Below are 23920 nucleotides of genomic sequence, written 5' to 3' on the forward strand. Positions count from 1 at the left end.
CTGTGAGGGATATCACTGGTCGACGGCACCGACCGCCCGCATCCGCCCTCCGGACGGCGCGGGGGCGTTCAAGCTGGGTAAACGTGGGTTTCGGTGGCCTTGACGGCGGCCCAAACCGGGCTTCCCTCCGCCAATCCGAGCTCCGCGACGGCCGCGGGAGTGACGTCCGCTACGGCGTCGAAAGGCGGGCCGGACAGCCGCACCCGGACGCGGTCCCCGTGCCGTTCGACCGCGCCGACCGTCGTGCGCCAGAGGTTGCGCGGGCTGCCGTCGGGGCGGGTCCGGTACAGCGCGACCGCCGATGGCGCGAAGGCGAGAAACACCTCACCTTCGAGCGAGTCGACAGTGTCGAGGGTCGCGGCGCCGTCACCCAGGGCGACCGTGCCCCCCTCGGCCCTGCCCCGGTACAGGTTCAGGCCGACCAGGCGCGCGACGTAGTCGGTGCGGGGCCAGCGCGCGACGTCGGCGGGGGTCCCCTGCTGGACGAGCCGGCCGCCCTCCACGACGACGAGGCGGTCGGCGAGGACCATGGCGTCCAGCGGGTCGTGCGTGACGAGCACGGCGGCGCCCCCGAACCCGGCGAGGTGGCGGCGCAGCGCGGCTCTGATCTCCAGCCGGGTGTGCGCGTCGAGCGCCGCGAGCGGCTCGTCCAGCAGCAGCAGGCGCGGGTCGACGGCCAGCGCGCGGGCGAGGGCCACCCGCTGCGCCTGCCCGCCCGACAGGGCCTGCGGGCGCGCGGAAGCGTGCTCGGCGAGCCCCACCCGCTCCAGCCAGTCCCCGGCGATCCGCCGCGCGGCCCGGCGCCCCGCGCCCTGGCAGCGCGGCCCGAACGCGACGTTCTCCAGCGCCGTGAGGTGCGGGAACAGCAGGTAGTCCTGGAAGACCATGCCGATGCCGCGGCGGTCGGGCGGCAGCGGCCGCAGGTCCGCGCCGTCCACCCGGACGTGCCCGCCCGCCGTCGGCACGAGCCCGGCCAGGGCGCGCAGCGCGGTGCTCTTGCCCGCGCCGTTCGGGCCGAGCAGGGCCACGACCTCGCCCGGCCCCGCGGTGAGCGCGAGATCGAGGTCGAACGCGGCCCGGCGGACGACCAGCCGCGCGTCCAGCCCCCCGGGACCGCTCATCTCGCGCCGCCCACCCAACGGTCCCGGAGCGCGGCGAGAACGGCGACCGACACGGCGAGCAGGACGAGGCTGAGCACGATCGCCGCCTGCGGGTCGGTCTCCAGCGCCAGGTACACCGCGAGCGGCATCGTCTGCGTCCGGCCGGGGAAGTTGCCCGCGAACGTGATCGTCGCCCCGAACTCCCCGAGCGCCCGCGCCCAGCACAGGATCGTCCCGGCCGCGACGCCCGGTGCGACCAGCGGCAGCGTGACCCGCCGGAAGACCGTCCAGCGGCCGGCGCCGAGCGTGGCGGCCGCCTCCTCGTAGCGCAGGTCGGCGGCGCGCAGCGCGCCCTCCACGCTGATCACCAGGAACGGCATCGCCACGAACGCCTCGGCGAGCACGACGCCGGCCGTGGTGAAGGGGAACGTGAGGCCGAAGGCGCGGTCCAGCCACCCGCCGACCAGCCCGCGCCGTCCGAGCACGAGCAGCAGCGCGACGCCGCCGACCACCGGCGGCAGCACCAGCGGCACGGTCACCAGGGCCCGGACGAGCCGGACGCCGGGGAAGCGGACCCGGGCGAGCGTCCAGGCGAGCGGGACGCCGAGCAGAAGGCACAGGCAGGTGGCCAGGGACGCGGTGAGCAGCGAGAGCCGGAGCGCCTCCAGGACCTGTGCCTGCAGGAGGCGCGTGCCGAGCGTCGACCACGGCGCCCGGACGAGCAGGCCGGCCAGCGGCAGCACCAGGAAGGCGAGCCCGAGCAGCGCGGGCGCGAGCAGCACCCAGGGCGGCCTCCCCGGCAGCCGGTCCGCCTCCCGCGGCGCTCTCCCCGGTCGGGTCACGGCCCCTCGAAGCCCGCCCGGCTCAGCACCGACCTGCCCTGCTCACCGACCACCAGCTCGATGAACTCCTTGGCGAGCGTGCCGTGCGGCGCCCTGGCGACCTCGACGATCGGGTAGTCGTTGATCGCCCTGGCGGCCTCCGGGAACTCGATGCCCGCGACCTCGCCGCCGGCGGCCTTCACGTCGGTGCGGTAGACGAGCCCGGCGTCGGCCTCCCCCAGCCCCACCTTCGTCAGGACGGCCTTGACGTCCTTCTCCCGCGACACCGGCTCGACCTCGACCCCGGCCGCGGCCAGGGCGGTCCCGGCCGCGGCGCCGCACGGCACCTGCACCGCGCACAGCACGACCTTCAGCCCCGGCCTGCCGAGGTCGCCCACCTTCGCGACCTTGCCGGGGTCCCCCTTCGGGACCGCGATGACCAGGCGGTTGCGGGCGAACACCCGCGGCTGCCCCGACGCGTCCCCGGCGCCGGTCACCGTCCTCATGGTGGCGGGGCTCGCGGCCGCGAACACGTCCGCCGGGGCGCCCTGCGTGATCTGCTGGGCCAGCGTCGAGCTGCCGCCGAACTGGAACCTGACCCTCACTCCCGGATGCGCGTCCTCGAACGTCTTCCCGAGCGCGGTGAACGCCTCGGTGAGCGAGGCCGCCGCGAACACCGTCAGGGTCGCGCCGCCCGGCTTCCCGCTCCCGGAGGAGCCCTCGCCGCCCACGTCGCCGCAGCCGGCCAGGAGGGTGAGCGCCAGCACCGCCGCCGACGCCGTTCGCTTGAACACGGTGCCTCCTCAGCCCTGGTCCGGGACCTCGACGACGACGTTCGTGGACTTGACGACGGCGTCGGCGACCACGCCCGCCTCCAGGCCGAGGTCGTCGGCCGCCTCGCGGCTCATCAGCGACACGACGCGGAACGGCCCCGCCTGGATCTCGACCTGCGCCATCACCCCGTCCCGGATGACCTCGGTGACGATCCCGCGCAGGCGGTTGCGCGCCGAGGAGAAGCGCTCGGCCTGGTCGGAGGGTCCGCTGCCGCGCGCCTGGTCGCGCACGAAGGCGGCCAGCGCGGCCCCCGGCACCCGCCGGTGCCCGTGCTCGTCCCGGGACGCCGGGAGCCGGCCGCCGTCCACCCAGCGGCGGACGGTGTCGGCGCTGACCCCGAGGAGCGCGGCGGCCTCGCTGATCCTGAACGTCGTCACCCCGCAAATCCTAGAGAGTCGCAAATGCAAGGGGAAGAGCGACAAGTCACTCGATATAGCGACACTTATGTCCTGATCGGCCTCGCAGGCACGGCGGACGCCACCCCGTCTTCCCTCGCGCTCGCCGCGGATGTCACCATCTACTTACATCCCCCGAGGCGAGGAGGACCCGTGACGGCACAAGGCCCCGCGACCCTGGTGATCGAACGGCACGGGACGGCGAGCCTGCGCTCCCGGGCGGTCTCGGCGGGCGTCCGGCGGCTGGTGCGCCCCGGCCTCGCCCGGTTCGCGGGCCGGCCGTTCGACGAACGGGCGCTGCGCCGCGCCGCGCTCATCGACCGGCTCGCGGCGCGGGCCGGGACGCCGCGGCGCGTCCGCGTGGAGAAGGTCCGCCTCGACGGCTTCGGCGCCGAGTGGGTGGCCGCGCCCGGCGCCGCGCCGCCGCGCGACAAGGCGATCCTCTACCTGCACGGCGGCGGCTGGATCTCCTGCGGCCTCAACACGCACCGCCGGATGGTCGCCTCGTTCGCGGCCGCGTCCGGCGCCACGGCGCTGTCGGTGGACTACCGGATGATCCCCGCGGTCCCGTTCGAGCGGGAGGTCGAGGACTGCGTCACCGCCTACCGGTGGCTGCTGGAGGAGCGCGACATCGACCCCGGGCGCATTGTGATCATGGGCGACTCGGCGGGCGGGCACCTCACGTTCGCCACGGCGCTGCGCGCCCGCGAGGAGGGGCTGCCCATGCCCGCGGCGCTCGCGGCCCTGTCCCCCATGCTCGACATGGACCTGACCGGGAAGCTCGCCCACGCCAACATGGGCCTCGACCCCTCCGACCCCGGGGCGCTGCTGGAACGCCTCGTCGAGGGGTTCCTCGGCCACCTCGACCTCACCGACCCGGCGATCTCCCCCGTCCGCGCCGACCTCGCGGGGCTGCCGCCCGTCCTGCTCACCGCCGGGTCCACCGAGCTGCTGTACTGCGACTCCGAGCTGATGGCGCGGCGCCTCGCCGAGGCCGGGGTGCCGGTCACGCTCCAGGTGTGGGACCGGCAGCTGCACGTGTTCCAGATGTTCGGGCCGTACCTGCCCGAGTCGCGCGCCGCGATCGCCGCGCTCGGCGCGTTCGTCCGCGACGCCCTGGACGGCTGAGTCAGCGCGCCTCCAGCAGCGCCTCGGCGATCATCCCGAGGTTGGCGGCGTCCACGAGCCCCTCCCGCCTGATCCGCCCGAACGCGGCCACCACGACGTAGGTGCGCTCGCCGGCGGCCGCCGCCCCGTGCGGGCCCGAGCCCCGGAGCCGCTCCAGCTCCTCGGCGGTGACCTCGGCGGAGAACAGGTGCGCGCGGTGCGCCGAGAGGGTCGCGTTCACCTGGCGGGAGCGGTGCTCGCGCAGCCGGCCGGGCTCCAGCGCCAGCCCCGTCTCCTCGGCGACCTCCGCGAGCGCCACCTCGCGGGGGCCGCCCGGCCCGGAACCGCCCGGCAGCTCGTGGACGGCCCCGTCCGCGCCCGCGCTCCGGAACTCCCGCACGAGCACGACCTGCGCCTCGTCGAGCGTCGCGCCGGGCCGGTACAGCACGACCGCCGAGATGTCCGGCCGCCCGATGACGATCTCGTTGTCCTTCACCCGGTCCTCCGCGGCCACGCGGACCCGGACGCGCAGGCCCCAGCACACCCCGAACCGGAACACCACCCGCGCCCCGAGCAGCGCGTTGCCCGCGCCCCGCTGGCCCGCGTACCAGCGCTGGAACGCCGCGTCCCGCCACAGCAGCAGCGGGACCTCGCGCTCCCCTCCGGCCCGGGGCGCGCCGGCGCCGATCCGGCGCAGCGCCGCCGCGACCGTCTCCGGCAGGCTGGAGGCCGTCGGCACCGCGGACTTCTCCGCGTAGTGCCGCAGGTAGCCGTTCCTCGGCGCCTCCGGCGGCGCGCCGAACACCGCCCGGCCGCTGTCGTGCCACATCCCCCACTCCACGTTCGTGGTGAAGGCGGGCATGGTCGCGAGGTCGCGCGGCACCCAGAAGACGACCTCGTCGGCCAGGTGCAGGCAGCGCTCCTCCCACTCGATCTGGCCGTCGTAGTCGTCGTAGCGGCCCTTCCGGTGCTCGGGGTCGAACACCACGAGCCGTCCGCCGCGCCAGCGGTCCCGCAGCTCGGCGTGGGCGCCGGGCCGCCACGAGGCGACCCCGGGCGCCCGGGGCGTGGGGCCCGCGAGGAAGACGGCCGCGTCCCAGCGGTCCGGCGGCTCCTCCCGCGCGTGGACGAGGGTGACGCCGTCGTCCATGCGGCGCCTCCTTTCTGGCCGTGTGGACCGCTTACCAACGGGTAAACGCTGCTGATAAGAGAATCACACTCCCGGTCAGGAGGAATCGATCATGGCTGGGACCATGCGAGTTCCGCGCACCCGAGGCGTCCTCAGCGGCATCCTGCTGATCCTGCTGGGGCTGTGGGGCGCGCTGCTGCCCCTCGTCGGCCCCTACTTCCACTTCGGATTCACGCCGGACGACACCTGGGTCTACACCGCCGACCGCCTGCAGCTCAGCATCGCCCCTGGAGCCGCCACGGTTCTGGGCGGGCTGATCCTGCTGTTCAGCGCCAACCGCGCCGTCGGGATGTTCGGCGGCTGGCTGGCCGCGCTCGCCGGCGCCTGGTTCGCCGTCGGGCCGACCCTCGCCACGCTGTGGAACGTCCCGGGCGTCGGCGCCCCGCTCGGCGCGAGCGAGGGGCGGCGCGTCGCCGAGCAGCTCGCCGGCTTCACCGGCCTCGGCGTCGTGATCGTGTTCCTCGCCGCGCTCGCGCTCGGCAGGTTCGCGGTGGTCGGCGTCCGCGAGCGGCGGCTGGAGGAGCCCGAACAACCGCCCGGGTCCAACACCACCCAACCGCTCGTGTACGGGCGCTACGCGCGGGAGAACCAGCCCGGCCAGGCCCAGCCGCCCACCGGCGACCAGCACGTCGCGGGCGACACCCGCTGGGAACGCTAGCGGCCCCGGCCGCGCATGTTGCGGACCGACTTGGTGGTCTCGTAGCTGCCGCGCTCGTCGTCGAGCCGCACGTCGTCGCGGTCGGTGAACATGGCGACGAAGGCGACCAGCAGGCCGACGCCGCCGATCCAGGGCTCCCGCCATGCGAAGCTGAGCGCCACGCAGGCGACGGCGACGGCGATGAGCAGCAAGAGCTTCACGTCACACCCCTCGACCGCGTCCCGGCGCCGGGGAGACCCGGCCGCCCGGACGTGCGAACGCGTCCGTCGCGGGACCAGCAAGTAATGGAAGACTTACTCGCCCCGCAGGTGCATCCTGCCACGAGGCGGCCCGGCGGGGGAAGCTCCCCGGCGGGCCGCGCGTGACATTTCGGCTACTTCTTGCCCTTGCCGCGCTTCTCGCGGATCTTCATCGTGATGTCGAGGGGCGTCCCGTCGAACCCGAACTCCTCCCGCAGCCGCCGCTCGATGAACCGCCGGTAGCCCTCCTCGAGGAAGCCCGACGTGAACAGCACGAACCGCGGCGGCCGCACCCCCGCCTGCGTAGCGAACAGCACGCGCGGCTGCTTGCCGCCCCGCACCGGGTGCGGATGCGAGTTCACCAGGTCGGCGAAGAACTGGTTCAGCTTGGACGTCGGGACGCGGGTGCCCCAGCCCTCCAGCGCCGTCTCGATGGCCGGCACCAGCTTCTCCATGTGCCGCCCGGTCTTGGCGGAGATGTTCGCCCGCGGCGCCCACCGCGCGGTGTGCAGCTGCCGGTCGATCTCGCGTTCGAGGTAGTGGCGGCGCTCCTCGTCGAGCAGGTCCCACTTGTTGTAGGCGATGACCAGCGACCGGCCCGACTCGATCACCATGGAGATGATCCGCAGGTCCTGCTCGGCGAGCGGCTGGTCGGCGTCCACCAGCACGACCGCGACCTCGGCGCGCTCCAGCGCCGACCGCGTCCGCAGCGTCGCGTAGAAGTCGGCGCCCTGGTTCTCGCGGTGCCGGCGCCGGATCCCGGCGGTGTCGATGAACCGCCACGTCTTGCCGCCCAGCTCGATCAGCTCGTCGACCGGGTCGCGGGTCGTGCCCGCCACCGAGTCCACGACGGCGCGGTTCTCCCCCGCCAGCTTGTTCAGCAGGCTCGACTTGCCGACGTTCGGGCGGCCGAGCAGCGCGACGCGGCGCGGCCCGCCGGCCTCGCCGAACGTCTCCGCCGGGGGCTCCTCGGGCAGCGCGTCCAGCACCGCGTCGAGCAGGTCGCCGCTGCCGCGCCCGTGCAGGGCGCTGACCGGGTGCGGCTCGCCGATGCCGAGCGACCACAGCAGCGCCGCGTCGGACTCGGCGCCCACGTCGTCGACCTTGTTGGCGACCAGCACCACCGGCTTGCCGGACCGGCGCAGGATCTCCACCACGGCCTCGTCCACGTCCGTGGCGCCCACGGTCGCGTCCACCACGAACATCACCACGTCGGCCAGCTCGACCGCCAGCCGCGCCTGCTCGGCGATCGCCGCCGCCAGGCCGGAGGAGTCCGGCAGCCAGCCGCCGGTGTCGACGACGGTGAACCGGCGCCCGCTCCACGCCGCGTCGTAGGCGACCCGGTCGCGGGTCACGCCTGGGACGTCCTCCACGACGGCCTCACGCCGGCCGATGATCCGGTTGACCAGGGTGGACTTGCCGACGTTCGGCCGCCCCACCACGGCCACGACCGGCGCCGGGCCCGCGTCCTGGTCGACGTCCTCGACGGCGTCCACCGTTTCGATCTCGAAATCGCTCACTGTCACATTCCCCGGCGGGAGCCGTCAGGCCGCCCGCTCACTCATGCTCTTTGGCGAGGCGGACGACCGCCTCGATGACCTCGTCCAGGCTCAGCCCGGTCGAGTCGATCTCGTGCGCGCCCGCCGCCTTGGCCAGCGGCGAGGCCTTGCGCGTCGAGTCCAGCCGGTCCCGCCGCTCCTGCTCTGCCTGCGTGACCGTCACCGACGCGCCCGGGTCGGCGGCCAGGTCCTTCGCGCGGCGCGCCGCGCGGACCTCGGCACTCGCCGTCAGGAACACCTTGACCGGGGCCTCCGGCGCGACGGCCGTCCCGATGTCGCGCCCCTCCACCACGATCCCGCCGGCTCCGATGATCTCGCGCTGGAGCTCCACGAGCCGGGCGCGCACCGCCGGGACGGAGCTGACGGCGCTGACCGCGTTCGTCACCGCGCGGGTGCGGATCGGGCCGGACACGTCCGTCCCGTCCACCGTGATCGTCGGCGCCGCCGGGTCGGTGCCGGACTCGATCACCGGGTCCTGCGCGCGGGCCGCGACCGCGGCGCCGTCCTCGACCGGCACGCCGTTCTCCAGCATCCACCACGTCATGGCGCGGTACATGGCGCCCGTGTCCAGGTAGCGCAGCCCGAGCGCCCGGGCGACGCCCTTGGACGCGCTGGACTTCCCCGACCCGGACGGACCGTCCATGGCGATGACGAGCGGCACGATCGCTCCTTCTCTGTCGTCGTGAAGCGGGCGGCGCTCGTCGCCGCGCCGGCGTGCCGAAGCCCCCCGGAGCAAGTCTTCGGCGCCCCAGGTTACCGGCCTCCCGGCACCACTGCGGCCTAGCCGGGCACCGACCAGCCGCGGGCGCGCAGCTCCTCCGCCAGCCGCTCGGCCGCCGCCGGGACGACCGACAGCTCCAGCACGCCGAGCGGGCGGCCCGGGGAGTGCTCGATGGTCACGTCCTCGATGTTGACCCCCGCGATCCCCGCCGCCTGGAAGATCATCGCCAGCTCGCCCGGCCGGTCGGGGATGACCACCTGCACCGTCGCGTAGGCGGGCTGGTCGCCGCCGTGCTTGCCGGGGATGCGGGACCGGCCCGCGTTCCCGCGCAGCAGCAGGTCGGCGACGTGCGTCGCGGCCTCCTCGCTGCCGTCGCGCAGCAGCGACGCCGCCACCGCGAGATCGGTGGCGACCGCCTCCAGCACGTCGGCGACGGGCGCCGAGTTGGCCGACAGGATGCCGATCCACAGCCGGGGATCGCTCGCCGCGATCCGGGTGACGTCGCGCACGCCCTGCCCGGACAGGCCGAGCGCCACGTCGTCGGCGCCGGTCAGGCGGGCGGCGACCGCCGCCGACACCACGTGCGGGGCGTGCGAGACCAGCGCGACGGCCCGGTCGTGCTCGGCGGCGTCCACCTGGACCGGCATCGCGCCGCACGCCTGCGCCAGGCCCGTCACGACCTCGACCGTCTCCGGCGTCGCCTCCGGGGTCGCGCACAGCGCCCACGGGCGGCCGAGGAACAGGTCGGGCCGCGCCGCGCTCGGCCCGGACCGCTCGCTCCCGGCCAGGGGGTGGCCCGCCACGAACGTGGTCAGGTCGCAGCCGAGCTCGGCCGCCTGGGCCAGCGGCAGCGCCTTCACGCTGGCCACGTCGGTGTAGGCGGTCGCCAGGCCGCGCTTCTGCGCGTCCAGCAGCGTCACCGCCACCGCCGCCGGCGGCACCGCGAGCACCGCCAGGTCGGCGGGCTCCCCCCGCGCCCCGTCCGGCAGCGCCTCGCCCGCGCCCAGCTCCACGGCCAGGGCCAGCGCCGCCGGGTCCCGGTCGGTCAGCAGCACCTCGGAGCCGCGCTCCCGCATCGCCAGGGCGATCGACGTCCCGATCAGGCCCGTCCCGACCACGACGATCCGCCGCGCCACCACGTCCTCGCTCACGTCGGAAACCCTACTGTGCGATGTCCAGCCGGAGCGCCGTGGCGCCGCGCAGGTACACGTGCTGGACGTCGGAGCGGGGACGGTCCGTCGCGATGTGCGCCATCAGCCGGATGACCCGCGGCAGCGCGCCGGGGACGCCGATCTCGGTGGCGCACAGCAGCGGCACCTCGTGGAACCCGAGCTTGCGGGCGGCGAGCGCCGGGAACTCGGCCGTCAGGTCCGGCGTCACCGTGAAGATGACGCTGATGACGTCGTCGGTGGTCAGCCCGTTGCGGGCCATCACCTCCGAGACGAGCTCGGTCGTCGCCTCCAGGATCTGGTCCCGGTCGTCGGCGTCGATCTGCGTCGCGCCGCGGACCGCGCGTACCGTCACAGTCGTTTCCCCTCGTCGTGTCCGGTGTCGTCGTGTGTCCGGTGCCTCTACAGGCCCACGGCCTTGTACAGCTCGCCGATCTCCTGGACGGTGAGCGCCCGCATCCCGCCCGGCTTCAGCTGGCCCAGCTTGATCGGCCCGAACTCGACGCGGGCGAGCTGCTGGACGGGGAAGCCGACCTCCTTCAGCAGCCGCCGGACGATGTGCTTGCGCCCCTCGTGCAGGGTGATCTCGACCAGCACGCGCCGGCCGACCTGGTCGAAGATGCGGAACTTGTCGGCCTTGGCGGGGCCGTCGTCCAGGGTGACTCCGGCCCTGAGCCGCTTGCCGAGGTCGCGCGGGATCGGACCGTGGATCTCCGCCAGATAGGTCTTGAACACCCCGTAGGACGGGTGGGTCAGCCGGTGCGACAGCTCACCGTCGTTGGTGAGCAGGATCAGGCCCTCGGTGTCGGTGTCCAGCCGCCCCACGTGGAACAGCCGCTCGGGCACCTCCACGTAGTCGGCCAGGGACTTGCGGCCCCGCTCGTCCGCCATGGTCGACACCACGCCGCGCGGCTTGTTGATGGCGTAATAGCGCATCTCGGACCTGGTCTCGACCCGCTTGCCGTCCACATGGATGACGGCGCTCCGCGGGTCGACGCGCTCACCGAAGCGGAACACCTTGTGCCCGTTGACGGTGACGCGGCCCTCGCCGATCAGCTCCTCGCAGTGGCGGCGGCTGCCGATCCCGGCCTCGGCCAGGACCTTCTGCAGGCGTACGCCCTCGTTCTCGCTCACGCGTCCTCAACTATCTCTTCTGGAAGGTCATCGGGAAGGTAGGGGGCGAGCTCGGGAAGCTCGTCGAGATCGCGCAGCCCCAGCCGCTCCAGGAAGTACCCGGTGGTCCGGTAGAGGTGGGCCTGCGACTCCGGGTCCTGCCCGGCGTCCTCGATCAGGCCGCGCAGGGTCAGCGTCCGCATGACGCCGTCGCTGTTGACGCCGCGGATCGCCGACACGCGGGCCCGGCTCACCGGCTGCCGGTAGGCGACGACGGCGAGCGTCTCAAGTGCGGCCTGGGTGAGCCGCGCCTGCTGCCCGTCGGTGACGAACCGCTCCACCACCGGGGCGCAGACGTCCCGGGTGTAGAACCGCCAGCCGCCGGCGACCTCCCTGAGATCGAACCCCCGGCCCTGCTCGGTGTATTCCGCGGCCAGCTCCCGCAGCGTCGCGGCGACCTCGCCGCGGGGCCGCTCCAGCAGCTGCGCGAGCGTCATCTCGGTGACCGGCTCGTCCACCACGAGCAGGATCGCCTCGATCGAGGCGCGCAGCCCCGGAAGCTCCGGCGCGTCCGCGCCGGGTTCCTCACTCATCGTCTTCCTCGTCCTTCCGGCTCTTCTCGTCGGGTCCGGCGGCGTCCCCGGCGGCGCCCTCCGCGGGGTCCTTCTTCGCGGCGCCCTCGTAGTCGTCGCCGACCTCGACGTCGCCGTCGTCGGTTCCGGTCCAGGTGACGTGGAGCTCGCCGAGGGGCTCGTCCTGCTCGAACGTGACCGCCTGCTCCCGGTACAGCTCCAGCAGGGCCAGGAACCGGGCGACCACCTCGTAGGTGCCCTCGGCGTCGGCCGCCAGGACGCGGAAGGTGGTCCGGCGCAGCCGGCGGAGCAGCTCCACGACGATCGCGGCCTGCTCCTTGACGCTGGCCTTCGGCTGGTACATGTGCTCGACCGAGACCGACGGCGGCGTCTTCGGGGCGAGCGCCTTGGCGGCGAGCCGCGCGAACTCCTGCGGGCCGAGGCCGAGCAGCACCTCCGGCAGGAGGTTGGCGAACTTCGGCTCCATCGGGACCAGGCGCGGGAACCGGCGGCTCGCGTCGGCGACGCGCGCCGCGATCACCCGCGCGACCTCCTTGTACGCCCGGTACTGCAGCAGCCGCGCGAACAGCAGGTCGCGGGCCTCCAGCAGCGCCAGGTCCTCCTCGTCGTCGACCTCGCCGGACGGCAGCAGCCGGGCGGCCTTGAGGTCCAGCAGGGTCGCGGCGACCAGCAGGAAGTGGCTGGCCTGGTCGAGGTCCCACTCCGCGCCGTGCGAGCGGATGTGGGCGATGAAGTCGTCGGTGACCTTGTGCAGCGACACCTCGGTGATGTCGAGCTTGTGCTTGGAGATCAGTCCGAGCAGCAGGTCGAAGGGGCCCTCGAAGTTGTCCAGGCGGACGCGGAACCCCTGCTCCTCGTCGGTCTCGCGCCCCGGCTCGGGCGACGTCGCGTCCACGTCGCTCACGGTAGCGGAGAGCTCCTCGTGCCCTGTGCTCACCGGCCCCATCGTCCCATGCCCCGGCGCGCGCTCGCACCAGCCGCGATCACCGGCGGTGACGCCGCCGCGGGCGGGCGCTACCGCCCCGTCATCCGCCGGACGAGGCCTTCCGCGTAGGCGCGGGTGAAGGTGGCGGCGGGTCCGTTGATCTCCACTTCGCCGCCGGTGATGGCCTGCATCACCTGCGCGGGCTCCGACACGAGGGCCCCGCCGACGAGCATCGCCATCCGCCCGCCGGGCTCCCGGGCGGCGAAGGCCGCGGCGGCCCTGCGGGTCAGTTCGGCGAAGCGGGGCGCGTCCGCCGAGGTCAGCGTCAGCGCGACGGACCATCCGGGGCTGCCGCGCGCCGGGTCGGGCGGGACGGCCTCGATCTTCTCCAGCCGGCGCACCGCCAAGGTGTCCGGACCCAGCGTGTAGCACTCGGAGGCGCCCGTGACGGTGACGGCGCCGCCCGCGCACGGCGGGGCGGTCACGCTCGCCACGAGCTGGAACGTCAACGGCACGCGCAGGTCGACCGGGCCGGACGAGGCGGCGGCCGAGGAGCCGCCGTCCTCGCGCAGGACCAGATAGGCCCCGAGGCCGCAGACCGCGACCAGCACCACGGCGGTCACCGCGACCAGCACGATGACCAGCGGGCCCCGCCCCCGGGTCGGCGAGGGCGGCGGGAGGGCGCCGGGCGGCGGGCCGTACGGCGCGGGCGGGGGGTGGCCCATGGTGCGCTCCCTCGGGATCAGCGGCGGCCGGGCGGCCTCACTCGAACTCGGCCCACCGGATGAGGACCTCGCGGGCGAGGCTGCGGTAGGCGTTCGCGCCCATCGAGCTGGGGTCGAAGAAAGTGATCGGCTCCCCCGCGACGGTCGCGTCGGGGAACCGCACCGTACGGTTGATCACGGTGTGGAACACCTTGTCGCCGAACGCCTCGACGATGCGCCCGAGGACCTCCCGGGTGTGCAGCGTCCGCGAGTCGTACATGGTGCCGAGGACGCCGTCGATGACCAGGCCCGGGTTGATCCGGCCCTGCACCTTCTCGATCGTCTCCATCAGCAGCGCGACGCCGCGCATCGCGAAGTACTCGCACTCCAGCGGGATCAGCACGCCCTCGCTGGCGGCCAGCGCGTTCACGGTGAGCAGGCCGAGCGAGGGCTGGCAGTCGATGAGGATGTAGTCGTAGTGGTCGACCGCCGACTTCAGCGCGCCCTGCAGGATGTACTCGCGGCCGACCTCGTGGACGAGCTGGACCTCGGCGCCGGACAGGTCGATGTTGCTCGGCAGCAGGTCCATCCCGTCGACGCCGGTCTCGATGACGACGTCCTCCCACTCGGTGTCGCGTTCGAGCAGCAGGTTGTGGATCGTCACCTCGAGCTGGCGGGGGTCGCCCTTGCCGAGGCCCACCGACAGGGCGCCCTGCGGGTCGAAGTCGACGAGCAGGACGCGGCGGCCGTACTCGGCGAGCGCGGCGCCCAAATTGATCGTCGTGGTGGTCTTGCCGACGCCGCCCTTCTGGTTGCACACGGCCACGATCCGCGCGGGCCCGTGCTCGGCCAGCGGCTCCGGCTCCGGGAACACCGGCACGGGTCGCTGAGTGGGCCCGAGGGCGCGACTCGGGTCGGTCTCTATGGTGGCGGAGGAGAGGACTCCATCCGCACTGTTAGTGCTGGTCACCAGATCCCTCCCCGGCGGCCTGGAAATGCCATCCAGAACGGGGACTCTAGGCCCGTCCACCCCGTCGCTCAAGCCGACGCGCAACGAACGTCGCGATTTGTCGATGTGCCGGATGGCCCGATTCGTCCCTTAGTGCCTGTCCGCCGCGCCCGCGGAGCGGGTCAGTTCCGCGCCCTCGGGTGCGAGGTCGCGTACACCTCGCGCAGCAGCTGGACGGTGACGAGAGTGTAGACCTGCGTGGTGGTGACCGAGGCGTGCCCCAGCAGTTCCTGGACGACGCGGACGTCGGCCCCGCCGTCCAGCAGGTGCGTGGCGAACGAGTGCCGCAGCGTGTGCGGGGACACCTCCGACAGCTGCGCCCGGTCGGCGGCGGCGCGCAGCACCATCCAGGCGCCCTGCCGCGACAGCCGTCCGCCGCGCGCGTTCAGGAACAGCGCCGGGCCGCCCCGCCCGGCCCCGGCCAGCTCGGGGCGGGCCCGCACCAGGTAGGCGTCCACGGCCTCGCGGGCGTAGTCGCCGATGGGCACGACCCGCGCCTTGCCGCCCTTGCCGGCCACGCGGGCGAACCCGTCCCGCAGGTCGAGGTCGTCGACGTCCAGGCCGACGGCCTCGGAGATGCGCGCGCCCGACCCGTAGAGCAGCTCCAGCAGCGCCCGGTCGCGCAGGCCGCGCGCGGTGCCGGGGTCGCCGGACGGACCGGCCGCCGCCGCCAGCAGGCGCTCGACGTCCTCCAGCGAGATCGCCTTCGGCAGCCGGCGCGGCGGCGTGGGCGGCTTGACGTCATGGGCGGGGTCGCCGGCGGCGAGCCCCTCGCGCAGCGCGAACCGGTGCAGCCCCCGGACCGCCACCAGCGCCCGCGCCGCCGAGCCCGCCGACAGCGGCGGATGCTCCCCGTCGCCCTCGCGCAGCCCCACCAGGAACGCGCGGACGTCCTCCTCCGCGATCTCCCCGACGGCCTCCCGGCCCCGCCCCGCCTGCACCTGCGCGTAGCGGCGCAGGTCGCGGCGGTAGGAGCTGAGCGTGTTGGCGGCGAGACCGCGCTCGACGGCCAGGTGCCCCAGGTAGGCGCGCACGGCCGAGTCGAGCGCGGACCCAGCGCCGGCGTCGCGTTCGGGGCGCCGCGCGGTGCTCCGGGAGGACGGGCTCGGGGACAGGACGGCACCTCTTCCGGCCGTGGGCTCCGGGGACCCGCCCATCATGCCCCCTCCGGCGACCGGAGGGGGACCTCATCCGGCTCAGTCCTCCGGCGCGTCGACGGGGCGCAGGTCCGCGAAACCCGAGTCGCGTGCGGCGCGCACCGCGAGGACCCCCATGCACGCGATCATGTTGTGCAGCTCACCGGCGAACACCTTGCGGACCGCCTCCTCCAGCGGCACCCACACGACCGGCATGTCGGCCTCCTCGTGGACGCGCTCGAAGTCGATCTCGTCGGCCGGGACCTCGGTGAGACCGCGCGCAAGGAAGATCCGGATGCGCTCGTCGGCCATGCCGGGCGACGGGAAGACGTCGATCAGGGTGTCCCAGCGCTCGGCGCGGTACCCGGCCTCCTCCAGCAGCTCCCGCTCGGCGAGCTTGTGCAGGGGCTCGCCCTCCACGTCCCGCAGACCGGCGGGCGCCTCCCACAACTGCCGCGCCACCGGGTGCCGGTACTGCCGCAGCAGCAGCACCCGGTCGCGGTCGTCGACGGCGATGACGCCGACCGAGCCGGTGTGCTCGATGACGTCCCGCGTCACGGCCTCGGTGCCCTCGCCGCGCGGCATCTCCACCCGGTCGCTGCGGACGCTGAAGACGCGCCCCCGGAAGGGCGTGGAGGACTCCACGACCTTCCAGCGGTCGGGACGGTCGCGGACGTCGCCCGGGCCCAGCTCCTCGCCGCCGCTCACGAGGCGTCCCCGTCCGCGCGGGCCTCGGCGTAGCCGAGGGCGGCGGACACGAGGCCGGTGAACAGCGGATGCGGGCGGGTCGGACGGGACCGGAACTCCGGGTGCGCCTGGGTCCCGACGAAAAACGGGTGCTGCTCGCGGGGCAGCTCGACGTACTCCACCAGGCGGCCGTCGGGCGACAGGCCCGAGAACCGCAGCCCCGCCTGCTCCAGTCGCTCGCGGTAGGAGTTGTTGACCTCGTAGCGGTGCCGGTGCCGCTCGGACACCTTCGCCTCCCCGTACAGCTCCCGCACGACCGACCCGTCGGCCAGGTCGGCCGGGTAGAGGCCGAGCCGCATCGTGCCGCCCATGTCGCGCTCCCCCGCCACGACGTCGAGCTGGTCGGCCATGGTGGCGACGACGGGATGCGCGGTCGTGGCGTCGAACTCGGAGCTGCCGGCGTCGGCGAGCCCGCCGAGGGTCCGCGCCGCCTCGATGACCATGCACTGGAGCCCGAGGCAGATGCCGAGCAGCGGAACCCGGTTCTCGCGGGCGTGCCGGATGGCGCCGAGCTTGCCCTCGATGCCCCGGACGCCGAACCCGCCCGGGACCAGGACGCCGTCGACGCCGTCCAGCTCCCGCTTGGCGCCCTCAGGCGTCTCGCAGTCGTCGCTCTTCACCCAGCGGATGTGCACCTTGGCGTCGTTGCCGAACCCGCCGTGCCGCAGCGCCTCGGTGACCGACAGGTACGCGTCGGGCAGGTCGATGTACTTGCCGACCAGCGCGATCGTGACCTCGCGGGCGGGCTTGTGGACGCGGCGCAGCAGCTCGTCCCACGCGCCCCAGTCGACGTCGCGGAACGGCAGGTCCAGGCGGCGCACCACGTAGGCGTCCAGGCCCTCCGAGTGCAGCACCTTCGGGATGTCGTAGATGCTGGCGGCGTCCACCGCGGACACCACGGCCTCGCGGTCGACGTCGCACATCAGGCTGATCTTCTGCTTGAGCCCGTCGGTGATCGGCCGGTCCGACCGGCACACGATCGCGTCGGGCTGGATGCCGATGGAGCGCAGCGCGGCGACCGAGTGCTGCGTCGGCTTGGTCTTCAGCTCGCCGGACGGCCCGATGTAGGGCAGCAGCGACACGTGCAGGAAGAAGCAGTTCTCCCGGCCGATCTCGTGCCGGATCTGCCGCACCGACTCCAGGAACGGCAGCGACTCGATGTCGCCGACCGTCCCCCCGACCTCGGTGATGACGATGTCGACGTCGCCGTCGTCGGCCATCCCCCGGATCCGGTCCTTGATCTCGTTGGTGATGTGCGGGATCACCTGCACGGTGTCGCCGAGGTACTCCCCGCGCCGCTCCTTGGCGATCACGTTGGAGTACACCTGGCCGGTGGTGACGTTCGCCGACCCGTGCAGCTCCGTGTCGAGGAACCGCTCGTAGTGCCCGATGTCCAGATCGGTCTCGGCGCCGTCGTCGGTGACGAAGACCTCGCCGTGCTGGAACGGGTTCATCGTTCCGGGGTCGACGTTGAGGTAGGGGTCGAGCTTCTGCATGGTGACCCGGAGGCCGCGGAGGGCGAGAAGCCGCCCGAGGCTGGACGCCGTCAGACCCTTGCCGAGGCTTGAGGCGACACCGCCGGTGACGAAGAGATGCTTGGTAGGACGTGACCTACCAGTGGTAGCCGAAGGCAAGAAGGCGCTCCCGTGGTCGTTACGAGGCGGACGGTACCGCACTGTCCACGGGGTTCTAGCTTATTGCATTTCTCTCCTCCTTCGGCCCGGGGGGCCTCGTTCCTACTGCGCTTCTCTCCTCCTTCGGGCCTGGCGGCCCTCCATCGTCGATAAACGCGGGCGATCGCTGGCATCGCTCCGGCTCGCCTGGCGGCTCGCTGCGCGATCAGGTTCTCGCTTCGCTCGAACCTGCCTTCGGACGCGATCGCAACCTTCCGGTCGTCGCGTGGTTGCGCCGCCACCTGATGTCAGCGCGACGGCCCCACCGGCCAGCGCGCCCGACGGCGCCCCCATCCACTGAAGCCTCACAACCCCCGCAGGCGCGCGGCCGCCTCCCCCTTGTATGCCGCCGCAGCGGCAAGAACGCGGCCGTCGCGTCTGGTGGCGACCCCACGTCCGCTGAGACCCACCCGTCCAAGAGCGCGATCGCCTTCCGCTTGCGTGGCCGGCGCGGCGGACGGATCTCGACCGCCCTGTTCGGGGGCAACCTCCATCCGCTGGCGCCTCGTCACACCCATGGGCGCGCTGACGCCTTACCCGCTGGCAGGGCTGCCGCAGTGGCAGGAAGGCGGCCGTCGTGTCCGGGGCGCCCCCTTGTCCGCTGAGACCCTGCCTCGTCCGGGGGTGTGGGCCGTCCCTACAGGCGGGGGGTGGCGGCGGTGGGCATGATGGTGCGGAGCTGGCGGGTCAGTTCGTCGATCAGGGAGCGGGCCTGGTCGGCGGCCTGGCGGGCGGCGTCGCGTTCCTGGGAGAGCTCGGCGATCTGGGCGCGCTGCTCCGTGACGGCCTGCGCCAGCTGGTCGACCCACTGGTCGCGTTCGGCGAGCTTCTCGGCGACGGCGTCGCGCTCGGCGGCCAGCTGCCGCATCGCCGCGACGGTCTGGTCGCGCTCGCGCCCGGCCTGGTCGGCGCGGCCGCGGGCCAGGGTCAGCTCGGACTCGGCACGCGCCTGCGCCTGGACGGCCCCCTCCCGGGCACGCTCGGCCGCCTCGCGCGCCTTGGCGTTGCCGTCGCGCTCCCGCTCGGCCTTCTTGGCGGCCTCCAGAGACTGGGCGGCCGTGTCGAGGGCCTGCTGCCGCTCGCCCTCGGCGGCGTCGGCGCGTCCGGCCGCCTCCTGGGCGCGGCGCTCGGCGTCCTGCATCCGGCGCTCGGCGTCCTGCACGCGGCGTTCGGCGTCCTGCGCGCGGCGCTCGTTCTCCTGCGCGCGGCGCTCGGCGACCTCGGCGCGGCGCCGGGACTCGTCGGCCTCCTTGCCCGCCGCGACGACGGCGTGCTGGAGGTTCTGCGCGGTCATCTCAGCATCGGTGACCTTGGCGCGGAGCCCCGCCAGCTCGGCGTGCGCGGTCTCCAGCGCGCGGGACAGCTCCCCGGCCTGCTCGGCGACGCGGTCGCGCTCGGCCTCGGCGGAGCGGCGGCCGCCGACGGCGTCCTCGACGGCGCGCAGGGCGTCGTCGCGGGCCTCGCTCATGGCGTCGCGCTGCTGGATCGCCTGCCGGACGGTCGCCTCGGCCTCGGCGACGCGCCGCTCGGCCTGCTCGGCCTGCGCCTGGAACTGCTCCATCTGCGCGCGGGCCTGGTCGGCCTGCGCGCGGGCCTGGTCGGCCTGGACGCGCGCCTGCTCGGCCTGACCGCGGGCCTGGTCGGCCTGGACGCGGCCCTGCTGGGCCTGGTTCCAGGCAGCGGCAGCGTCGCGCTGGGCGTTCTCCTTCTCCGTCTGGAGCGCCGCGATCTGCGTGACGGCCTCGTTCTGCACCTCGGCCGCGCGGCGCTCCGCGTCGGCGACCTGGCGCTCGGCCTCCACGGCGCGCCGCTCCGCCTGCTCGGCCTGGCCGCGGGCGCGCTGCACCTCGCCCCAGGCGGCGGCCGCGTCGCGCTGCGCCGACTCCTTCTCCGCCTGGACGGCCGCGATCTGCGCCGCGGACTCGGTCTGCGCCTCGGTGACGCGCCGCTCCGCCTCCACCGCGCGGCGGTCGGCCTGCTCGGCCTGGCCGCGGGCGCGCTGCACCTCGCCCCAGGCGGCGGCCGCGTCGCGCTGCGCCGACTCCTTCTCCGCCTGGACGGCCGCGATCTGCGCCGCGGTCTCGGTCTGCGCCTCGTTGACCTTGCGCTCCCCGGCGGCGAGCGCGTCGCCGATGAGGTCGGCCATCTGGCGGAGCCGCTCGACGATGTCCCAGGGCTGGGCCTCGGCCTGCTCGACGTCGGGGCGCACGATCTCCCCCGTCTGCCCGTGCCGGCCCGCCTGGGCGGGCTGTCCGGGCTTGGCCATCTGGATGGGCTGCTGGGCGGACGGCAGCGACTGCTGCGCGCCGCCCGGGTCGCGTCCCATGGCGGGCCAGGGAGTCGCCGCGTCGGGGACTCCTCGGGAACCGCCGGATCCGTTCAGCTCGCTCACCGGTCTCCTCGCCTCCCGGACGGGAGCGGACCGACCGGCGGCACGCCGCTCGCCCTGCTCGCAGCGTTCCCGGCCCGACGGCTCGTCACTTCGCTCACGTGTCTCCTCGCCCGGCGGCGCACGGCCGCGTTCGCGGGGGTCGTTGTGCACATCTCGCTCGCTCCGCTGCCGGCCCTGTGGCTCCTCGCTTCGCTCACTAGGAGCACTCTAGTCCCGACCAGCGGAACGTTTGCCCAGTTTGGGGTTTGCCCTCTCCACGCCGGTCCGGCGTTCGCGCACGCAGGACGCCTGATCACCCTCCGCGCGACCCGTCCGGGAGGTGCCGTGGGTCACATCCGACCTCGGCGCCGGCCGGATGGAACAATCGCGCCCCATGGAGCTTCGCACGCTGTACCCGCCGATCGAGCCCTACGACTCCGGGCTGCTCGACGTCGGCGACGGAAACCGTATCTACTGGGAGGTCTGCGGGAACCCGGACGGCAAGCCCGCGGTGATGCTGCACGGCGGGCCCGGCGGGGGGTGCAGCCCCGCGCACCGCCGGCAGTTCGACCCGGAGGCGTACCGGATCGTCCTGTTCGACCAGCGCAACTGCGGCCGCAGCCTGCCGCACGCGAAGGACCCGGAGGTGTCGCTGGAGAGCAACACCACCTGGAACCTGGTCGCCGACATGGAGCGGCTCCGCGAGCACCTCGGCATCGAGCGCTGGCTGGTGTTCGGCGGGAGCTGGGGCAGCGCCCTGTCGCTGGCGTACGCGCAGACGCATCCCGACCGGGTGACCGAGCTGGTGCTGCGCGGCATCTTCACCCTGCGGCCGTTCGAGCTGTACTGGTTCTACCAGGAGGGCGCGTCGCTGATCTTCCCCGACCTGTGGGAGAAGTACGTCGAGCCGATCCCCGAGGACGAGCGCGAGGACCTCATCTCGGCGTTCCGCGAGCGGCTCGAGTCGCCGGACCCCGAGGTGCGGATCACCGCCGCCAAGGCGTGGGCGACGTGGGAGGGCTCGACGCTGACGCTGCGGCCGGACCCGGAGATGGCGGGCGGCTTCGGCGAGCCGGAGTACGCCGTCGCGTTCGCCCGCATCGAGAACCACTACTTCACCAACGAGGGCTTCCTCGAGGAGGACCAGCTGATCCGGGACGTGGACCGGATCCGCCACATCCCGGCCGTGATCGTGCAGGGCCGGTACGACATGTGCACGCCGGTCGCGACGGCGTGGGACCTGCACCGCGCGTGGCCCGAGGCGGACTTCCACATCGTCGACGACGCGGGGCACGCCTACAGCGAGCCCGGGATCCTGCACCACCTGATCGAGGCGACCGACCGCTTCGCCGGGAAGATGTGACACTTCGTCATCGCTTGATAACATCGCGTCATCGGACGTCGCGGGGCCGTCGTTGAATCGGTCTCGCCGACTACGAGCTTCCGTGTGTCCGTAACCGGGTCGGGGTCCGGTTTGCCCGTCCGGTCCCCGCCACCCGGAAGCGGACCAAAATCCCCATTTCCTAACTCGTTAGCAAGCACGGCCTTACCCTCCGGAGAGCGCACCTGCCCCCAGGGGTCAGTACAGACGGCCCCGTGGAGCGTTTCGGCCCACACCCGCCCCACCCCGCCCGGGCGCGGCGCAACCTCCCGCGATGCGGAGTGACGCCCGCCGCACCCGCCCCGTTGACACCCCATCTGTGTGACTTACCTCACACAACCGATACGAAAAAGCCCTCCCGACCCCGCGACGAAACGTTAAGGTCGCATTCAGGAAGCATGCTGGCAACATCTCCGGCGCACCCGGAAGTACCTCCTGCGTATCCCGGGGAAAAGCGGATCGCGGCCCGCGGCAAGACCGCCCAAATTGCACCCGAATCGGGAAAGCGTCTAACCATACCCAGTGGTGAGCGGGCTAAACATCTCGTCGATAACATCTATCTGCGATCACCGCGCGAGATTCGCTAAATTGCCTGGACATGGCAGCGCAACCCCTGGAATCACCGACCCGACGCCCCGGGAACAACGAGACGAACGCGGAAGTGCAACTCCAGGTGCCGAGCCTCGCCGATGGACCCGCGCTTTGGCGGCTCGCCCGGGACTCACGCGTCCTGGACGTCAACTCGCCGTACAGCTACGCGCTCTGGTGCCGCGATTTCGCGGACACTTCCGTCGTCGCGCGTGACGGCTCGGACCCGTGCGGCTTCATCACCGGTTACGTCCGCCCGTCCCGTCCGGACACCTTCTTCGTGTGGCAGGTCGCCGTCGACCACGACCACCGGGGACAGGGCCTCGCCCGCCGCATGCTCGACAGCCTGGCCGACCGCCTCGGCCCCCGCGGGCTGCGGTACATGGAGGCCACGGTCACGCCGGACAACGCCGCCTCCACCGCCATGTTCGAATCCTTCGCCAGGGCCCGCGGGTGCGAGCTCGCCCGCAGCCCGCTGTTCGCCGCGGAGCACTTCCCCGAGGGGGGACACGAGCCCGAGGTGCTCTTCAGGATCGGCCCGATCGCCGCCGCGAACTGACCTACGCTCCACGCCCCCCATCCGCTCCTCTCCGACCCTGCCTGGAGGCAGACATGGACGTTTTCGACCGCATGGAATCGGAAGTCCGCGGCTACTGCAGAAGCTGGCCCACGGTGTTCGCCACCGCGCAGGGCAGCCACATGACCGACGAGAACGGCAAACGCTACCTCGACTTCTTCGCCGGCGCCGGAACCCTCAACTACGGGCACAACAACCCGGGGCTGAAACGCCGGCTGATGGACTACCTCGCCAGTGACGCCGTCGTGCACGGGCTCGACATGTACACCACGGCCAAGCGGGAGTTCCTGGAACGCTTCAACGAGTACGTCCTGGCGCCCCGCGACCTCGACTACAAGGTCCAGTTCCCCGGGCCCGCGGGGAACAACTCGGTCGAGGCGGCCCTGAAGCTGGCGCGCAAGTACACCGGCCGGGAGACCATCGTCAGCTTCACCAACGCCTTCCACGGGATGACGCTCGGCGCGCTCGCCGTCACCGGCAACTCGATGAAGCGCACCGGCGCGGGCGTGCCGCTCGGGCACGGCGTGGCGATGCCCTACGACAACTACCTCGACGGCAGGACGCCCGACTTCCTGCTCTTCGAGACGATGCTGGACGACAGCGGCAGCGGCCTGGACAAGCCCGCCGCCGTCATCGTGGAGACCGTGCAGGGCGAGGGCGGCATCAACGTGGCCACCGCCGAGTGGCTGCGGGGCCTGCAGGACCTGTGCCACCGGCAGGACATCCTGCTCATCGTCGACGACGTGCAGATGGGGTGCGGCCGCACCGGGCCGTTCTTCAGCTTCGAGGAGGCCGGGATCACCCCGGACATCGTCTGCCTGTCCAAGTCCCTGAGCGGCTACGGGCTGCCCTTCGCGATCACGCTGATGAAGCGCGAGCTGGACGTGTGGGAGCCGGGCGAGCACAACGGCACCTTCCGCGGCTTCAACCCGGCGTTCATCACCGCCGTCGCCGCGCTGGAGGACTACTGGACCGGCGACGACTTCGAGAAGCAGACCCTCGCCAAGGGCCAGCAGGTCCAGGCGGCGCTGAACGAGATCGCGATCGCGCACGCCGGCGCCATCGACTGCGTCCGCGGCCGCGGCCTGGCGTGGGGCCTGGTGATGAAGGACCCGGAGGCCGCGACGCAGGTGTGCGGCGAGGCGTTCGCCCGCGGGCTGCTGATGGAGACCTCCGGCCCCGAGGGCGAGGTCGTCAAGCTGCTGCCGCCGCTCACCACGGCCGAGTCCGACCTGGCCACCGGCCTGGAGATCATCGCGGACTCCGTGGAGGCCGTCCGCCAGAAGGTCACCGCCTGAGCCCGCCCGGCAT

Annotated in this window: 24 protein-coding genes; 5 read left to right on the forward strand and 19 right to left on the reverse strand. The window is 73.4% G+C overall.

All coding sequences use genetic code 11. The features are described from left to right. Window positions 1-68 precede the first annotated feature (68 nt). From ABD944_RS11710 to ABD944_RS11725, 4 genes are read right to left on the reverse strand one after another with little or no spacing between them, the layout of a single operon-like run. On the reverse strand, window positions 69-1121 hold the full coding sequence (locus ABD944_RS11710) for an ABC transporter ATP-binding protein (protein ID WP_345175261.1): 1053 nt from the start codon (window positions 1119-1121) through the stop codon (window positions 69-71). Next, entirely contained in the window at window positions 1118-1942 is an 825-nt protein-coding gene (gene modB / locus ABD944_RS11715) for a molybdate ABC transporter permease subunit (protein ID WP_345175263.1), read from the reverse strand. Before modB ends, ABD944_RS11710 begins: the two co-directional genes overlap by 4 nt. Further along, complete coding sequence (gene modA / locus ABD944_RS11720) at window positions 1939-2715, reverse strand: molybdate ABC transporter substrate-binding protein (RefSeq protein ID WP_345175265.1); 777 nt, start codon at window positions 2713-2715, stop codon at window positions 1939-1941. The genes modB and modA overlap by 4 nt, the downstream gene beginning before the upstream one ends. A 9-nt stretch (window positions 2716-2724) precedes the next feature. Continuing rightward, complete coding sequence (locus ABD944_RS11725) at window positions 2725-3132, reverse strand: TOBE domain-containing protein (protein ID WP_345175267.1); 408 nt, start codon at window positions 3130-3132, stop codon at window positions 2725-2727. A gap of 171 nt (window positions 3133-3303) precedes the next feature. Between ABD944_RS11725 and ABD944_RS11730 the strand changes: the two genes are divergently transcribed. Beyond that, on the forward strand, window positions 3304-4278 hold the full coding sequence (locus ABD944_RS11730) for an alpha/beta hydrolase (RefSeq protein ID WP_345175268.1): 975 nt from the start codon (window positions 3304-3306) through the stop codon (window positions 4276-4278). 1 nt (window position 4279) lies between these two features. Here the strand turns inward: ABD944_RS11730 and ABD944_RS11735 are convergent, their stop codons facing one another. Continuing rightward, on the reverse strand, window positions 4280-5407 hold the full coding sequence (locus ABD944_RS11735) for a nucleoside 2-deoxyribosyltransferase domain-containing protein (protein ID WP_345175270.1): 1128 nt from the start codon (window positions 5405-5407) through the stop codon (window positions 4280-4282). 91 nt (window positions 5408-5498) lie between these two features. Here ABD944_RS11735 and ABD944_RS11740 point away from each other — a divergent pair, with 91 nt between their 5' ends. Beyond that, window positions 5499-6104, forward strand: a complete 606-nt coding sequence (locus tag ABD944_RS11740; RefSeq protein ID WP_345175272.1) for a hypothetical protein — start codon at window positions 5499-5501, stop codon at window positions 6102-6104. Here the strand turns inward: ABD944_RS11740 and ABD944_RS11745 are convergent. The 14 genes from ABD944_RS11745 to ABD944_RS11810 all read right to left on the reverse strand — a co-directional run bounded on the left by ABD944_RS11745 (window position 6101) and on the right by ABD944_RS11810 (window position 20084). Continuing rightward, window positions 6101-6304, reverse strand: a complete 204-nt coding sequence (locus ABD944_RS11745) for a hypothetical protein (protein WP_345175273.1) — start codon at window positions 6302-6304, stop codon at window positions 6101-6103. The genes ABD944_RS11740 and ABD944_RS11745 overlap by 4 nt on opposite strands. A 173-nt stretch (window positions 6305-6477) precedes the next feature. Then, entirely contained in the window at window positions 6478-7863 is a 1386-nt protein-coding gene (der, locus tag ABD944_RS11750; protein ID WP_345175275.1) for a ribosome biogenesis GTPase Der, read from the reverse strand. A 37-nt stretch (window positions 7864-7900) separates the two neighbouring features. Next, window positions 7901-8563 (reverse strand): (d)CMP kinase, encoded by a 663-nt coding sequence (gene cmk, locus ABD944_RS11755; RefSeq protein WP_345175277.1) that lies wholly within the window; start codon window positions 8561-8563, stop codon window positions 7901-7903. A gap of 119 nt (window positions 8564-8682) precedes the next feature. Continuing rightward, the gene (locus ABD944_RS11760; RefSeq protein ID WP_345175278.1) at window positions 8683-9774 is read right to left on the reverse strand and encodes a prephenate dehydrogenase; all 1092 of its coding nucleotides are present in this window, start codon (window positions 9772-9774) and stop codon (window positions 8683-8685) included. A 10-nt stretch (window positions 9775-9784) separates the two neighbouring features. After that, complete coding sequence (gene aroH, locus ABD944_RS11765; protein WP_345175280.1) at window positions 9785-10147, reverse strand: chorismate mutase; 363 nt, start codon at window positions 10145-10147, stop codon at window positions 9785-9787. 47 nt (window positions 10148-10194) lie between these two features. Continuing rightward, a complete protein-coding gene (locus ABD944_RS11770; protein ID WP_345175282.1) occupies window positions 10195-10926 on the reverse strand; it encodes a pseudouridine synthase in 732 nt (243 codons plus the stop codon). After that, the gene (scpB, locus tag ABD944_RS11775) at window positions 10923-11498 is read right to left on the reverse strand and encodes an SMC-Scp complex subunit ScpB (RefSeq protein WP_345175285.1); all 576 of its coding nucleotides are present in this window, start codon (window positions 11496-11498) and stop codon (window positions 10923-10925) included. Before scpB ends, ABD944_RS11770 begins: the two co-directional genes overlap by 4 nt. Further along, entirely contained in the window at window positions 11491-12444 is a 954-nt protein-coding gene (locus ABD944_RS11780; RefSeq protein ID WP_378189089.1) for a segregation and condensation protein A, read from the reverse strand. The genes scpB and ABD944_RS11780 overlap by 8 nt, the downstream gene beginning before the upstream one ends. A gap of 68 nt (window positions 12445-12512) precedes the next feature. Next, window positions 12513-13148 (reverse strand): SecDF P1 head subdomain-containing protein, encoded by a 636-nt coding sequence (locus ABD944_RS11785; protein ID WP_345175287.1) that lies wholly within the window; start codon window positions 13146-13148, stop codon window positions 12513-12515. A 37-nt stretch (window positions 13149-13185) separates the two neighbouring features. Then, window positions 13186-14052: a ParA family protein gene (locus tag ABD944_RS11790; protein WP_345175615.1), complete on the reverse strand. Its 867-nt coding sequence runs from the start codon at window positions 14050-14052 to the stop codon at window positions 13186-13188. Window positions 14053-14258: 206 nt separating this feature from the next. After that, window positions 14259-15296 carry a site-specific tyrosine recombinase XerD gene (locus tag ABD944_RS11795; RefSeq protein ID WP_345175289.1) on the reverse strand — a complete coding sequence of 346 codons (1038 nt, stop codon included), beginning with the start codon at window positions 15294-15296 and terminating at the stop codon, window positions 14259-14261. 36 nt (window positions 15297-15332) lie between these two features. Continuing rightward, window positions 15333-15980 (reverse strand): NUDIX domain-containing protein, encoded by a 648-nt coding sequence (locus tag ABD944_RS11800; protein ID WP_345175292.1) that lies wholly within the window; start codon window positions 15978-15980, stop codon window positions 15333-15335. Then, complete coding sequence (gene pyrG, locus ABD944_RS11805) at window positions 15977-17653, reverse strand: CTP synthase (RefSeq protein WP_345175294.1); 1677 nt, start codon at window positions 17651-17653, stop codon at window positions 15977-15979. Before pyrG ends, ABD944_RS11800 begins: the two co-directional genes overlap by 4 nt. 676 nt (window positions 17654-18329) lie before the next feature. After that, window positions 18330-20084 carry a coiled-coil domain-containing protein gene (locus ABD944_RS11810; RefSeq protein WP_345175296.1) on the reverse strand — a complete coding sequence of 585 codons (1755 nt, stop codon included), beginning with the start codon at window positions 20082-20084 and terminating at the stop codon, window positions 18330-18332. Between the two features lie 373 nt (window positions 20085-20457). Here ABD944_RS11810 and pip point away from each other — a divergent pair, with 373 nt between their 5' ends. The 3 genes from pip (at window position 20458) to ectB (ending at window position 23907) form a co-directional block, all read left to right on the forward strand. Then, window positions 20458-21426 carry a prolyl aminopeptidase gene (gene pip / locus ABD944_RS11815; RefSeq protein ID WP_345175298.1) on the forward strand — a complete coding sequence of 323 codons (969 nt, stop codon included), beginning with the start codon at window positions 20458-20460 and terminating at the stop codon, window positions 21424-21426. A 616-nt stretch (window positions 21427-22042) separates the two neighbouring features. Continuing rightward, window positions 22043-22591 carry a diaminobutyrate acetyltransferase gene (gene ectA, locus ABD944_RS11820; RefSeq protein WP_345175300.1) on the forward strand — a complete coding sequence of 183 codons (549 nt, stop codon included), beginning with the start codon at window positions 22043-22045 and terminating at the stop codon, window positions 22589-22591. A gap of 53 nt (window positions 22592-22644) precedes the next feature. After that, window positions 22645-23907, forward strand: coding sequence for a diaminobutyrate--2-oxoglutarate transaminase (gene ectB, locus ABD944_RS11825; RefSeq protein WP_345175302.1), 1263 nt, complete (start codon window positions 22645-22647; stop codon window positions 23905-23907). Window positions 23908-23920 lie beyond the last annotated feature (13 nt).

The sequence above is a fragment of the Actinomadura verrucosospora genome (genome assembly GCF_039540335.1).
GTDB classification, from domain to species: Bacteria; Actinomycetota; Actinomycetes; order Streptosporangiales; family Streptosporangiaceae; genus Spirillospora; species Spirillospora verrucosospora.

Coding starts and splice junctions, on each gene's coding strand:
- ABD944_RS11740 (WP_345175272.1), top strand. CDS start 5,499: ATGGCTGGGACCATGCGAGTTCCGCGCACCCGAGGCGTCCTCAGCGGC.
- ectB (WP_345175302.1), top strand. CDS start 22,645: ATGGACGTTTTCGACCGCATGGAATCGGAAGTCCGCGGCTACTGCAGA.
- scpB (WP_345175285.1), bottom strand. CDS start 11,498: ATGAGTGAGGAACCCGGCGCGGACGCGCCGGAGCTTCCGGGGCTGCGC.
- ABD944_RS11710 (WP_345175261.1), bottom strand. CDS start 1,121: ATGAGCGGTCCCGGGGGGCTGGACGCGCGGCTGGTCGTCCGCCGGGCC.
- ABD944_RS11780 (WP_378189089.1), bottom strand. CDS start 12,444: ATGGGGCCGGTGAGCACAGGGCACGAGGAGCTCTCCGCTACCGTGAGC.
- ABD944_RS11795 (WP_345175289.1), bottom strand. CDS start 15,296: ATGATGGGCGGGTCCCCGGAGCCCACGGCCGGAAGAGGTGCCGTCCTG.
- ABD944_RS11785 (WP_345175287.1), bottom strand. CDS start 13,148: ATGGGCCACCCCCCGCCCGCGCCGTACGGCCCGCCGCCCGGCGCCCTC.
- ABD944_RS11735 (WP_345175270.1), bottom strand. CDS start 5,407: ATGGACGACGGCGTCACCCTCGTCCACGCGCGGGAGGAGCCGCCGGAC.
- pip (WP_345175298.1), top strand. CDS start 20,458: ATGGAGCTTCGCACGCTGTACCCGCCGATCGAGCCCTACGACTCCGGG.
- ectA (WP_345175300.1), top strand. CDS start 22,043: ATGGCAGCGCAACCCCTGGAATCACCGACCCGACGCCCCGGGAACAAC.